The 12692-nt window shown below is 65.2% G+C and carries 11 protein-coding genes; 6 read left to right on the top strand and 5 right to left on the bottom strand.

Annotated features, from left to right (window positions below; genetic code table 11):
* Position 1: 1 nt before the first annotated feature.
* The 4 genes from CEY09_RS22200 to pmbA form a co-directional block, all read right to left on the bottom strand.
* A complete protein-coding gene (locus tag CEY09_RS22200; RefSeq protein WP_006226688.1) occupies positions 2–883 on the bottom strand; it encodes a branched-chain amino acid ABC transporter permease in 882 nt (293 codons plus the stop codon).
* 164 nt (positions 884–1047) lie between these two features.
* Positions 1048–2202, bottom strand: coding sequence for an ABC transporter substrate-binding protein (locus CEY09_RS22195; RefSeq protein ID WP_006226687.1), 1155 nt, complete (start codon positions 2200–2202; stop codon positions 1048–1050).
* Between the two features lie 261 nt (positions 2203–2463).
* The gene (locus tag CEY09_RS22190) at positions 2464–3561 is read right to left on the bottom strand and encodes a TRAP transporter substrate-binding protein (RefSeq protein ID WP_006226686.1); all 1098 of its coding nucleotides are present in this window, start codon (positions 3559–3561) and stop codon (positions 2464–2466) included.
* A 180-nt stretch (positions 3562–3741) separates the two neighbouring features.
* The gene (gene pmbA, locus CEY09_RS22185; protein ID WP_088590299.1) at positions 3742–5106 is read right to left on the bottom strand and encodes a metalloprotease PmbA; all 1365 of its coding nucleotides are present in this window, start codon (positions 5104–5106) and stop codon (positions 3742–3744) included.
* A 58-nt stretch (positions 5107–5164) separates the two neighbouring features.
* Between pmbA and yjgA the strand changes: the two genes are divergently transcribed.
* From yjgA to CEY09_RS22155, 6 genes are all read left to right on the top strand, one after another.
* Positions 5165–5716: a ribosome biogenesis factor YjgA gene (gene yjgA, locus CEY09_RS22180; RefSeq protein WP_006226684.1), complete on the top strand. Its 552-nt coding sequence runs from the start codon at positions 5165–5167 to the stop codon at positions 5714–5716.
* A gap of 32 nt (positions 5717–5748) precedes the next feature.
* Complete coding sequence (locus tag CEY09_RS22175; protein ID WP_006226683.1) at positions 5749–6426, top strand: alpha/beta hydrolase; 678 nt, start codon at positions 5749–5751, stop codon at positions 6424–6426.
* 408 nt (positions 6427–6834) lie between these two features.
* On the top strand, positions 6835–7839 hold the full coding sequence (locus CEY09_RS22170; protein ID WP_088590298.1) for an ABC transporter substrate-binding protein: 1005 nt from the start codon (positions 6835–6837) through the stop codon (positions 7837–7839).
* The gene (locus CEY09_RS22165) at positions 7839–8651 is read left to right on the top strand and encodes an ABC transporter ATP-binding protein (RefSeq protein ID WP_006226681.1); all 813 of its coding nucleotides are present in this window, start codon (positions 7839–7841) and stop codon (positions 8649–8651) included. Before CEY09_RS22170 ends, CEY09_RS22165 begins: the two co-directional genes overlap by 1 nt.
* Positions 8652–8654: 3 nt before the next feature.
* Positions 8655–9491, top strand: coding sequence for an ABC transporter permease (locus CEY09_RS22160; protein ID WP_088590297.1), 837 nt, complete (start codon positions 8655–8657; stop codon positions 9489–9491).
* Positions 9492–9500: 9 nt separating this feature from the next.
* Positions 9501–10193 (top strand): cysteine hydrolase family protein, encoded by a 693-nt coding sequence (locus tag CEY09_RS22155; protein ID WP_088590296.1) that lies wholly within the window; start codon positions 9501–9503, stop codon positions 10191–10193.
* Between the two features lie 48 nt (positions 10194–10241).
* Here CEY09_RS22155 and CEY09_RS22150 read toward each other — a convergent pair whose 3' ends face one another.
* Positions 10242–12683, bottom strand: a complete 2442-nt coding sequence (locus tag CEY09_RS22150) for a bifunctional acetate--CoA ligase family protein/GNAT family N-acetyltransferase (protein WP_088590295.1) — start codon at positions 12681–12683, stop codon at positions 10242–10244.
* Positions 12684–12692: the final 9 nt, after the last annotated feature.

Here is a 12692-nt window from a genome sequence, read left to right as displayed (position 1 = left end):
TTTAAGCCTTGCGTTGAACCACTTTGCCGAACAGACCTTGCGGGCGCACCAGCAGGATCAGGAACAGCAGGCCGAAAGCCACCGCATCGCGCATGGTGGAACCGACGTACGCGACCGACAGCACCTCGGCGAAGCCCAGGAAGAGCCCGCCCAGCATGGCGCCGCGGATGTCGCCCATGCCGCCCAGGATGATGACCGCGATGCCCTTGTGCAGCATCGGCTGGCCCATCAGCGGGAACAGCGCGTTCGAGTACAGCCCGATCAGCACGCCGGCCACGCCGCCCAGGGCAGCTGCGGCGAACGAGGTGGTGACGAACAGGCGCTCGACGTTGATGCCCAGCAGCCAGGCGGCCTTGGGCGATTCGGCAATGGCGCGCAGCGCGCGGCCGAATTGCGTGCGGCGCATGACGTACATCAGCACGGCCATCAGCGCGAACGACAGGAAGATGATGCCCAGCTCGATGACGGTCAGGTGCAGACCGGCAACTTCGATCACTTCCTCCGGCACGGTGCCGTGCGGGAAGCGCAGGTTGCTGGCGCCGAAAATGCTTTGGGCGCCGTTATTCAGGATGATGCCCACGCCAATCGTGGCGATCATGGGGATCAAGTGCGGCGCGTTGCGCTTGCGCAGGGGCTTGAGCACCAGGTAGTCGATGATGACCCCGGTGAAGCCGGCCACGAAGAACGCGACCATCAGCGCACCCCACAGGGGCAGGCCGAAGTGCTGGACCACGAACAGTGCTGCGTAGGCGCCAACCATGAAGACGGCGCCATGCGCCAGGTTGATCACCCCGAGCACGCCGAAGATCAGCGTGAAGCCCAGCGCGAACAGTGCATACACACAGCCCAGCGACAAGGCATTGACGAATTGTTGTTCGAACATGATGGGACTTTCCAGATCTATGAGGGCCTCCACGCGCCCGCTGCGTGGTCTGGCTCTCCCGGGGGAGGCCATTTTTGTCTTGGGACGGCCCTACGATAAAAAGCGCCTTGCGGACAGCGCTGCCGTCCGCAAGGCGCATCCCCCCGCGCGGGGATGCGTACTGCTTACTTCTCGATGACGTACTTGCCGTCCTTGGTCACGCTGACGATCGGCGCCTGGTCGGCGTCGTAGCCGGCCGGCTTGCCGGCGCGGTCGTTGGCTTGACGGAACTTGAACGCGCCAGTGGCACCGGTCCAGGTCACGGAAGGCAGGGCGTCGCGCAGGGCAGCGCGGTCCTTGGGCAGTTCGCCGGTGATCTTGGTGTTCTTCAGCGCCTGGGCCACGATGTACATGGCGTCATACGACTGGGCTGCGAACTGGTCGGGCGAACCGTTGAACTTGGCCTTGTAGGCGTCGATGAACTTGACGTTCTCGGGGGCCTTGTTCTCGATCGACCATGGGCTGCCGATCCACAGATTGTTCGATGCGCCGCCAGGGGCCAGGTCGAAAATCTTGACCGAGTTCATGCCGTTGCCGCCGATGACGGGCACGTTCAGGCCCAGTTGGCGGGCCTGCACCATGATGGGAGCGCCTTCGGCCAGCAGTGCGGACAGCACGATGGCGTCGGGGTTGGTGCCCTTGATCTTGGTCAGCTGGGCCTTGAAGTCCACGTCGCCCTTGGCGAACGTTTCGGTCGTGGTGACCGGGATCTTCTGGTCTTCCAGGGCCTTCTTGAAGTTGTCGTAGCCGCTCTTGGTGAAGACGTCGTCGTTGCCGTAGAGCACCGCCACGTTCTTCAGGCCGGTCTTGGCCTTGACGGTGGAGATGGTGGCCGGCAGCACGTCGGCTTCGGTGACCGAGTTGCGGAACACGTAGTTGCCGATGGAGGTGATGCCGTCAGCGGTGTTGGACGTGCCGAAGGCGACCGTCTTGGCAGCCTGGGCGATCGGGTCGGCGGCTTGGGCCGAGTTCGACAGCGTCGGGCCGAAGACCATCAGGACGTTGTCCTTGAAGATCAGTTTCTTGAAGACGTTGATGGCTTCTTCTTTCTTGCCTTGTTCGTCCTCGACCACCAGCACGAGCTTGTTGCCGTTGATACCACCCGCAGCGTTGATTTCGTCAGCGGCAAGCTGGAAACCATTGCGGATCGAGACGCCGTACTGGGCGGCGCCGCCGGACAGGGCTTCCGCCACACCCAGCTTGATGTCAGCCGCGTGCGCAGCCGGGACGATACCGGCGGCGATCAGCGCGGCCAGCAGCTTCTTGGTCTTGGATTGCATGGTTGATACCACCTTAAAGTCTGTCTCGGAATATTGGTAATCCGGGCTGGTGTAATCCCGCCGGATTGACGTCTTATGCCGCCTAAAGGCGCCATGATTGCGCGTCAAGACCCGGGATATTACTCCTTTGTATCAGGCCGAAACTCGAATGTGGTTCGAGAAAAGCCCGAAAACCGCCCATTTTTTTGTAAAAAACGCGGTATTACTAGCAAAAACCCTACTCTCCACCGAATGCCGTTCAGCCTGCGGCGGACCTCCCTGCTACCTGCCCGACAGCGCCACGCCCAAGTACTGGCCATAGGCGCTTTCGGTCAAACGGAACCACGGCATCTCGCTGTCGCGAAAGCCCATGTAACTGTCGAGTATGGCCTTGAACTTCGGGTCTTTAGCCGCCAAGTCCTTGTAAGCCTGTTGCGTCGTTTCAAACGCCACGTCCATGATGGCACGCGGAAACGTGCGGATTTGCGCGCCGCTTGCCGTCAGTTGCGCCAGCGCCGCGGGGTTGCGGGCGTCGTAGCGCGCGGTCAGGGACACATGCGCGGCCAGCGACGCGGCCTGCACCACCGCCTGGTAGTGCTTGGGCAGCTTGTTCCAGGCCTCGTCGTTGATATAGAGGGAAAGCTGTTCGCCGCCCGCCCACCAGCCGGGTGCGTAGTAATACTTAGCTACCTTATTCAGACCCAGCTTGTCATCGTCATAGGCGCCCGCGCCGGCCACGGCCTGCAGCCCGTCTTTTTCGAAAGCCTCGGCCAGCGGCTTGGCCGGGTCCGCCGGTTGCGGCGACACGCCCATGCGTCCGAGCACGTCGGCGGCCAGCCCGCCCACCCGCATCTTCAGGTCTTTCAAGTCGGCCAGGCGTTTGATTTCACGGGTGTACCAGCCGCCCATCTGCGCCCCGGTGTTACCCAGCGGGAAATTGATGATCTTTTCCGGCTTGAAGAGCTCGCGGGTCAGGCGCAGGCCGTCGCCTTCGCTCATCCAGGCGTTCATCTGGCGCGCGTTCAACCCGAAGGGCACGGCGGCGTCGAAGCAGAAGGCGGGGTTCTTGGCGAAAAAGAGGCGCGACGATCCGTGGCCGCATTCCACCTTGCTGGTGGAGACGGCTTCCAGCAGGTCCGAGGCGGGGACGATCTCGCCGTCGGGGAAGTGGCGAATGTTGAACTTGCCGCCCGTGGCTTCCGAGACGAATTTGCAGAAATGCTCGCCGGCGCCGATGCGCAGGTCCAGGGCAGCGGGAAACGCAGACGACAAACGCCAGCTCAAAGACGGCATGTCCTGCGCGAACGCAGGCGTGCTGACGGCGGCCCCCGTGGCGACGGCGCCGAGTCCGGCGTGCTTCAAGAATGAACGTCGTTGCATCTCTTTGCTCCTTACTGCAACACCTGGGACTTCGAGCAATACCCGCCGGATATTACACGGGGATATCGGTGTTGGTGGCTAGAGGAATTCCCGAGAGGGGGAGACGATGCGAGGAGCGCGAGGAAACGCGGATCAGGACACCGGCATGCGCCGCGCGCAACCCATCGTTTCCCCCGGCGATCACGTTCCCGCGATGGCCATTTGCTCGATCAGGATCGAGCCGGTGGTCTTGGTGCCGCGCGAAATGGTGTCCGCGCCCACGGCGACGATCTGCTGGAACATGTCCGCCAGATTGCCGGCGATGGTGATTTCCTGCACGGCATGCTGGATCTTGCCGTTTTCCACCCAGTAGCCGAATGCGCCGCGCGAGTAATCGCCCGTGACGTAGTTGACGCCCTGGCCGATCAGTTCGGTGACGAGGAAGCCCGTGCCCAGCTTCTTCAGCATGGCTTCGAAATCGTCGCCGCGCTTGGTCAGCGTGGAGCTGAACACGAGGTTATGCGAGCCGCCGGCGTTGCCGGTGGTAGCCATGCCCAGCTTGCGGGCCGTGTAGGACGACAGGAAATAGCCTTCCAGCACGCCGCCCGACACCACGCTGCGGCGGCGCGTGCGTACGCCCTCGTCGTCGAAGGGCGAGCTGCCCATGCCGCCACGGATGTGGGGGTCTTCGGTCAGGTTGATGTGCTTAGGGAAGATCGGCTTGCCCAGCGAATCCACCAGGAAGCTGGCCTTGCGGTAGAGCGCCCCGCCGTTGACGGCCTGGGTCAGCGCGCCGACCAGGCCCAGCGCCAGCGGCGCCTCGAACAGGACGGGGAACTTGCCGGTGCGGATGCGGCGGGCCGACAGGCGGCTTAGCGTGCGCTCGGCGGCGTAACGGCCGATGGCCTCGGGCGAGGCCAGCTTGGCCGGATCGCGCTCGGACGTGTACCAGTAGTCGCGCTGCATGCCGTTGCCGCGGCCCGCGATGGGCGCCACCGACAGACTGTGGCGCGAATACGGGTAGCCGCCCAGGAAGCCCCGGGTGTTGCCCATGACGAACTGGCCTTCGTAGGTGCCCACGGTGGCGCCGTCGGTGTTCGTGATGCGGGCGTCGACGTCGCGCGCAGCGCGTTCGGCGCGCAACGCGAGTTCGGCGGCTTCTTCGGTGGACACGCTCCAGGCGCGGTGCAGGTCCAGGTCGGGGAATTCGGTGGCCAGCTGGTCGGCGTCGGGCAGGCCGGCGGCCGGATCGGCAGCGGTATGGCGGGCGATGTGCCAGGCGGCTTCGACGGTCTGGCGCAGCGCCGCTTCCGAAAAGTCGGAGGTCGAGGCGGACCCGCGGCTCTGGCCGGCGTAGACCGTCAGGTCCAGCGAGCGGTCGCGTGTCTGCTCAACGGTTTCGATGTCGTTCTTTCGGACCGAGACCGACAGGCCCAGGCTTTCCGAGACTTCCGCCGCGGCGTCGGAAGCGCCGATCTGGCGCGCGTAGGCGAGGGTTTGTTCGACGAGTTCGGAAAAACGCGCGTGATTCGCCGCCAGCGGCAAGGATGAGGAGGATTTAACCATTGCTGTCCAATTTGCAGAGACGGTTATCATAGCCAAGTCTGTCATTGCGCAGTTTTCCATGAATTCCCATACTGAAGAAGAATCCGTCGACGACGGTTACGATGAAAACGGCTACGACCGTCCCAGCAAGTCCCAGGTCAAGCGTGAAATGCACGCCCTGCTGGACCTGGGCAAACAGCTGATCGAACTGTCCCCCGAACGCCTCAAGCAACTGCCGCTGGCCGAACGCCTCTATGAGGCGATCCGCATGGCGCAGCGCACGACCGGCCGCGAAGGCCGCCGCCGCCAGGTCCACTTCGTGGGCAAGCTGATGCGCGACGCCCCCGCCGACGAGATCCGCGCCCAGCTCGATGTCTGGGAAAACGGTTCGCGCGAAGAAACCGCCGCCATGCACCGGCTGGAAACGCTACGCGACCGCCTGCTGGACGACGACGACCTGCTGACCAAGCTGCTGGCGAACAATCCGCAAGCCGATGCGCAACAACTGCGCACGCTGATCCGCGCCGCGCGCAAGGAAAAGCTGGGCAATGCCTCGCTGCTGCAGGGCCAGGAACCGCAGAAGAAGCACTATCGTGCGCTGTTCCAGGCCTTGAAGACCCTGACGCTCTGATTCCCCTTCCCTGAATTTCCCGCCGGCCGTCCATGAACGCTTCCACCGACCTGCTCGATTGCATCGAGATCGAAACCGCCCCCAATCCCACGCACGCCGTGATCTGGCTGCACGGCCTGGGCGCCGACGGCAATGACTTCGCGCCCATCGTGCCGGAACTGGACCTGCCCGCGGGCCTGGGCGTGCGCTTCGTGTTCCCGAACGCGCCGGTGCAGCGCGTGACGATCAACAACGGCATGTCGATGCGCTCCTGGTACGACATCCTGGTGATGGACCTGGTGCGCGTGGAAGACGCCAAGGGCATCCGGGCATCCGAGGCCGCCATCCACAAGCTGATCGCGCGCGAAAACGCCCGGGGCATCCCCACGTCGAACATCGTGCTGGCCGGGTTTTCGCAAGGCAGCGCCATGACGCTGCACACGGGCCTGCGCCTGCCGGAGAAACTGGCGGGCATGATGGCGCTGTCGGGTTACCTGCCGCTCGCGGATACCGCCGAAGCCGAACGCCACAGCGCCAATAACGCCACGCCGATCTTCATGGCCCACGGCCAATACGACCCGGTCGTGTCGCTGGCGCGCGCCGAGGCGTCGCTGGCTGAACTGAAGCGCCTGGGCTACGACGTGCGCTGGCACACGTATCCCATGCCGCATTCGGTGTGCGCCGAAGAAGTCCGAGACATTTCGGCGTTCTTGAATGGCGTGTGGGGTTGATCTCGGGTTGATGATGGGTTGCGCGCGTTGGGCGTCAGCGCCCTCTCGCGCCTGACCTCGCGCTTCACCCATCCTACGAAGCACGGCAAGCTTTCGCCTGTCCGGCGCGCGAAATCCATCGTTTCGCGGCGGCCGCTATAGCCCACGCCCAAACGGCCAAATCCCATTCCTGTATACCAAGTGGTATTCAAGCCCTGAATTTTCCGGGCTTGGCTGGCGCTCGTCCATAGAGAAAAACGCCAATCGCAAAATACTTGTCGCCTGTTTGTATTGAATATAGTATTCGATCCATGCCTTAGGGCCCGGGCAGTGATCGTTCGGGCTTCCCTGTTGTTGTTGTCGATTCCATCCCATTGGCCGTGTTGCGCCGGGTTTCGGCGTGCCATACAAGACGCAGGAGAAAGTCCCGTGAAATCCTTGCCATTGCCCCGCCTGGCGGGCGCAGCGCTGCTTGCGCTGTTCATTCCGCTGGCCGCCCACGCCGAAGCCCTGAATCCCCCCGTGAAGGTCCGCTACGAAGAGGTGGTGCGTTCCATCCTCTACGTGCCCAAGTACGTGGCCCTGTCGCAGGGGTACTTCAAGGATGCCGGGCTGGACGTGTCCATGAAGACATCCCAGGGCACCGACAAAGGCATGACGGCCCTGCTCTCGGGCAGCGCCGACATCGTGCTGATCGGTCCCGAGGCATCCATCTACGTGCAGAACAGCGAATCGCCGGTCAAGCCGAAGATCTTCGCCGGCCTGACGGCCACCGACGGGTTCTTCCTTTTGGCGCGCAAGCCCATCGACAAGTTCGACTGGTCGATGCTCAAAGGCAAAGACGTCATCGGCTTTCGGCCGGGGTCCAACCCCATCGTGTTCCTGGAAACCGCGCTGCGCAAGCACGGGCTTGACCCCCAGAAGGACGTAAAACTGCTGAACAACATCGGCATTCCGGCGCGCGCTGGCGCGTGGATGGCGGGGCAAGGCGAATACGGCATCTTCCTGGAACCCGAGGCCGGCGAACTGGTGCGCAACGGCAAGGGTTATATCGTGGCCTCCGTCGGCCATGAAGTGGGCCAGGTGGACTACACCGTCTTCACCGCCACGGACAAATACATCCGCGACAATCCCAAGGTCATCCAGGCCTGGACCGATGTGGTCGCGCGCGCCGAAAAATACGTGAAGGACACGCCCGCCGCCACGCTGACCCCGCAGATCATGACGTTCTTCCCCGGCATGGACCAGGGTGCCGTGACCGAAGCGATCGAACGCTACAAGCAGTACCAGATCTGGAAGACGTCGCCATTGGTGACCGCCGAAGCCATGGCGAAGCTGCAAGACATGCTGGTTGCCAGCGCCGTCATGAAGGAGACCGCCCGCGTGAAGTATGAAGACGTGGTGGTGGCCGACTTCGCCAAGAAGGTGCCGTGATGGGAGCCGCCGTCCATAATCTGAAGCCGGCCGTCGCCACGGCGAAGATCGAGCTGCGCGAGGTCTGCCTGTCGTACTTCACGACCGAAGGCGAAACCGAGGCGCTGTCGAACGTGTCGTTCACGCTGGCGCCGGGCGAATTCGTCAGCCTGATCGGACAAAGTGGCTGTGGCAAGAGCACCTTGCTGTCGCTGATTGCCGGGCTGATCCCGCCGACCTCGGGCGCCGTGCTGATCGACGGCCAGGGCGTGACCAAGCCCAATCCGCGCATCGGCTACATGTTGCAGCAGGACTACCTGTTTGAATGGCGCACCATCCTGGACAACGTGATGCTGGGCGCCGAGATCCAGGGCCGGCGCGATGCGCGCAGCGAGGCGCGCGCCGTGCATCTGCTGGAGAAGTGCGGGCTGGGCGCGTTCCTGTCGCACACGCCGCGCCAATTGTCCGGCGGTATGCGGCAGCGCGCGGCGCTGGCGCGCACGCTGGTGACCGAGCCCGACGTGATCCTGCTGGACGAGCCCTTTTCAGCGCTGGATTCGCAGACGCGGCTGGCGATCTCGGACGAAGTGGTGGACATCCTGCGCCGTGAGGGCAAGACGGTGGTGCTGGTCACGCACGACATCGGCGAGGCCATCGCCATGACGGACCGCGTCATCGTGCTGTCGCGCCGGCCCGGCCGGCTGAAGAGCCAGTACCGTATCCACTATGGCGACGGCGCCAGGCCGACGCCCTTCCAGGCGCGCTCGCGGCCGGAATTCAACACCTATTTCAAACAGCTCTGGGACGAGTTGGACGTCCACGTGGAGGGTTGACCCATGAATGCGCCCATCGCCAATACCGTCCCTCTGCGCGCCGTTCCCGCGCCTAGCGCCAAGTACCTGGACTACCTGCGCCGCGACCGCGCCCGCAAACGCAACATCCGGCTGTCGCAGGCTCTGCTGCTGGTGGTCTTTCTGTGCGCGTGGGAAATCCTGCCGCGCATGCACATCCTGAATCCGCTGCTGACCAGCTACCCCAGCGCGCTGTGGCCCACCTTCATCGAACTGTGGAACAACGGCCAGCTGGGCAAGCACATCATGACGACACTGTCGGCCACGCTGGTCGGCTTTACGCTGAGCATGGCGATCGGCATCGTGGTGGCCGCCGCGCTGTGGTGGTCGGACTTCCTGTACAAGGTGCTGGACCCCTTCCTGGTGGTCGCCAACGCCATGCCCAAGATCGCCTTCGTGCCGATCTTCTACCTGTGGCTGGGGTCGGACTACGCCGTGTACGGCATGGCCGTGGCCATCGCGGTGTTCGTCACCATCATGGTGGTGTATGCCGGCTTCCGGGGTATCGACCTGAACAAGGTCAAGCTTGCCCACACGTTCGGCGCCAGCCGCTGGCAGGTGCTGACCAAGGTGGTGCTGCCCGGCAGCGTGCCCACCCTGATCGCGGCCGTGAAGATGAACATCGGCCTGGCGCTGGTGGGCGTCATCGTGGGCGAATTCCAGTCCGCGGATTCCGGCCTGGGTTTTTTGATCATGAACGGCAGCCAGGTATTCAAGCTGAACATCGTCATGACCGCCATCGCCATGCTGGCGCTGATCTCCAGCGTGATGTATCTCATCATCTACCGCGTCGAAGCCGCCGTGGCGCGGCGCTACGGATAAGGAACCGCCATGGAATTCCCGCAATGGGTACAGGATCGCGTCGTGGCCCGGCAAGGCTGCCTGCATCCGTATGACGAACTGCCCGCCGCCCGCACGGCGGTGGTCGTGGTGGACATGCAGCAGTACTTCACGCTGCCCGGCTATCAGGGCGAATGCGCGCCGGCGCGCGAGATCATCGCGCCGGTGAACCGCCTGTGCGACGCCGTGCGCGCGGCCGGGGGCACCGTCGTCTGGGTGCAGACCGCATCCGACAATGCCGACGCCTTCTGGTCGCACCATCACGGCGTGATGCTGACGCGCGATCGCAGCGCGCGCCGGCTGGAAACGCTGCGCCGCGATTCGCCGGGTTTCCAGCTGCACCCGGACCTGCATGCGCACGACAAGGACCTGCGCGTGGTCAAGCGCTTCTACAGCGCGATGGCGCCCGGATCGTCCGAGCTGGAACCCCTGCTGCGCGGACTGGGCGTGGACACGCTGCTGATCGCGGGCACCGTCACCAACGTGTGCTGTGAATCCACCGCGCGCGACGCCATGATGCGGGACTTCCGCACCATCATGGTCGACGACGCGCTGGCCGCGGTGACGCCCGCCGAGCACGAGCATTCGCTCTACGGCTGGATGCTGTTCTTTGGCGACGTGTTGTCGGTGGACGAGGTGGCGGCGCGGCTGACGCCGGCGCAAGCAGCCAGAAAGACCGCCTGAGGGGCCTGACCCCGCACGGGATCAGGCCATCGGGTCAGACCATGGGGGTCAAACCAGACCCAGCCAGACCCGGCGCATCGTCGGATCTTCCGGGTCAGCGTCGTTGGTGAAGCCCAGGCTCGTCATCAGCGCCAGCATGGGCCGGTTCGTCGACAGCACCAGGCCGTCGATGTATTCCAGCCCCTGCTCGCGCGCCGCGTCGATCAGCGCCGTCATCAGCTGGCGGCCCAGGCCGCGGCGCTGCCAGTCGTCGCCGATCACCAACGCGTACTCTGCCCCGCGCCCGTCGGGGTTGCGCAAGTAGTGCGCGAAACCCACGATGACTTCGCGCGGATGGCCGCGGTTGGCCGGGTTGGGCACTTGCGTAGCCGCCACCAGCGCCAATTCGCGATGGTAGTCCACCTGCGTGTAGCGCGACACCATGCGCGGGGTCAGCTCGCGCATCATCGACACGAAGCGCATGTAGCGCGAACGTTCCGACAGGCCGCGGATGAACTCCTGCAAGGCGTCGCCGTCTTCCGGGCGGATCGGGCGCAGCACCCACGGGATGCCGTCGCTGAAACGACGCACCTGCACCAGGCGCGCCGGGTACGGGTGGATCGCCATGTGCGGATAGCCCGAGGTCTGCGGCGTTTCACAGCCCGGGGTTTCAGTCAGCAGCAAGCGCAGGCCGCCGGCGCGCAGATGCGTTTCGCCGGCGTAGAGGGGATCGATGTCCAGCGTTTCGATGTCGGGCAATTCCGACACCATTTCGGACACCAGCACCACCGCCTGCTGCAGGGACTCGGCGGCGATATGGCCGATGCGCGGCGCCAGAACGCGGCGCCACAGCCGGCTGCGTTCGATCAGTTGCCGGGCCAGGAAGCCGTTGAGCGGCGGCAGGTCCATGCCGCGATCCGACACGGACAGCATCGCGTCCGGGCCGCCCGCGCCAAAGCGGATGACCGGACCGAACTGCGGATCGCGCCGCACGCGGATGGCCATCGGACGGGATTCGGGCTCGACCGCAGCAACCTCCACCGGCATGTCGCGTAGCGGTACGTAGAACAGGCCCAGCAGGGTGCGGATTTCAGACGTGTTCAATTCGCGCCGGCAGTCGGCGCGCACCCGCGCGATGACTTCGCGCGCCGCGGCCAGGTCCGGCACATGGCTGGGGGGTTCCTGCGGCTGCGTCTGCAGCAGCAACTGCTGGTTGTAATGGTGGGACGCCAGCACGCCAAACGCGTCGGCGGCGGATTCCGGCGTCCGGAAAGCGGACGTGCCCGCGTCGTCCAGCATGCGCCGCAAGGGTCGCATGCCGGCGTCGCCCATGAAGCAGCTGACGACGGGCTTTTTCGCCTTGGGCGCGATCTGCGCCAGCTCGCGCGCGACCGCCGGCATGTCGGCCAGCGCATCGGGCGCCAACAACACCAGCACGCCATCGACCCCCGCGTCGTCCAGCACCGTTTCCAGGATGGCGCGGATGCGCTCCGGCGTCAGCGGCGTATAGGTGATAACCGGATTGGCGCTGGCCGCGTCCGGTTCCAGCATGCCCTCGAGTGCACGCCGCGTGGCGGGTGCCAGCTCGGCGCGCAGCACGGCTGCGTCGGGGCCGATCAGGTCCATGGCCAACTGCGGGGGGCCGTTGCCGTTGGAGATCAGCGCCACGCGCCGGCCCTTGGGGCGGCGCGTGTAGCCCAGCACCTTCACAGCCGAGAACAGCTGCACGAAGTAGCGCACACGCACCGCGCCGGCGCGGCGCAAGGCGGCGTCGAAAATGGCGTCGGCGCTGTCGGCGTCGGACCGGCCGGCCTTCAGCACGATGACCGGCTTGACGCTGGCGGCGGCGCGCAGCGTGCTCATGAATTCGCGGGCGGGGCCCACGTCTTCGAGATACAGCACGATGCTGTCGGTGCGCGGGTCGCTGGCCAGATAGTCCAGCACCTTCGACAGGCCCACCACTGCCTCGTCGCCCAGCGACACGGCGGTGGAAAAGCCGATATGCACGTCTTCGGCCCAGTCCATCACCGCCGCCATGATCGAGCGCGACTGCGCCAGCAGCGCCACGCGGCCGGCACGCGCCAGCACCGGGTGCTGGCTGAAGTTCAGGCCCGCATGGGGACGCTGGGCGCCGAAGGAGCGCGGCCCCAGCAGTTCGCAGCGGTTTTCTTCGGCCCAGGCCCGGCACAGGGCCAGCGTGCCGCGCGGATACGGGTCGGGCAGTTCGTGGGGCAAGAGGATTACCGAGCGCGGCGCCAGCGGCGACAGGCGCCGCAGCGTTTCCGGCAGCACGGCCGGTGACACGCAAACCAGGGCCAGATCAGGCCGTTCGCCCGGGGCCAACCCTTGCAGGGTGGCGGGCAGTTCAGGCGCGGCCCCCGTTTCGCAGGCCACCACGGTGGTTTTCGCCTTGAGCGCGGGCGACAGGGAGGCCGTCGCCGGCAGGGACCTGTCGGCAACGATCACCAGCGAGCCGGGTTCGAACATCGGGGCAAGAGCGTGTCGCAGCATAGGAGGCAG

Source organism: Achromobacter marplatensis, from assembly GCF_002209535.1.
GTDB lineage: Bacteria > Pseudomonadota > Gammaproteobacteria > Burkholderiales > Burkholderiaceae_B > Achromobacter > Achromobacter marplatensis.
This window is presented reverse-complemented; position numbering and strand designations above follow the sequence as displayed.

Excerpts from the sequence above, each read along its gene's own strand:
- CEY09_RS22200 (WP_006226688.1), bottom strand. The coding sequence starts at position 883 with ATGTTCGAACAACAATTCGTCAATGCCTTGTCGCTGGGCTGTGTGTAT.
- CEY09_RS22195 (WP_006226687.1), bottom strand. The coding sequence starts at position 2,202 with ATGCAATCCAAGACCAAGAAGCTGCTGGCCGCGCTGATCGCCGCCGGT.
- CEY09_RS22190 (WP_006226686.1), bottom strand. The coding sequence starts at position 3,561 with ATGCAACGACGTTCATTCTTGAAGCACGCCGGACTCGGCGCCGTCGCC.
- pmbA (WP_088590299.1), bottom strand. The coding sequence starts at position 5,106 with ATGGTTAAATCCTCCTCATCCTTGCCGCTGGCGGCGAATCACGCGCGT.
- yjgA (WP_006226684.1), top strand. The coding sequence starts at position 5,165 with ATGAATTCCCATACTGAAGAAGAATCCGTCGACGACGGTTACGATGAA.
- CEY09_RS22175 (WP_006226683.1), top strand. The coding sequence starts at position 5,749 with ATGAACGCTTCCACCGACCTGCTCGATTGCATCGAGATCGAAACCGCC.
- CEY09_RS22165 (WP_006226681.1), top strand. The coding sequence starts at position 7,839 with ATGGGAGCCGCCGTCCATAATCTGAAGCCGGCCGTCGCCACGGCGAAG.
- CEY09_RS22160 (WP_088590297.1), top strand. The coding sequence starts at position 8,655 with ATGAATGCGCCCATCGCCAATACCGTCCCTCTGCGCGCCGTTCCCGCG.
- CEY09_RS22155 (WP_088590296.1), top strand. The coding sequence starts at position 9,501 with ATGGAATTCCCGCAATGGGTACAGGATCGCGTCGTGGCCCGGCAAGGC.
- CEY09_RS22150 (WP_088590295.1), bottom strand. The coding sequence starts at position 12,683 with ATGCTGCGACACGCTCTTGCCCCGATGTTCGAACCCGGCTCGCTGGTG.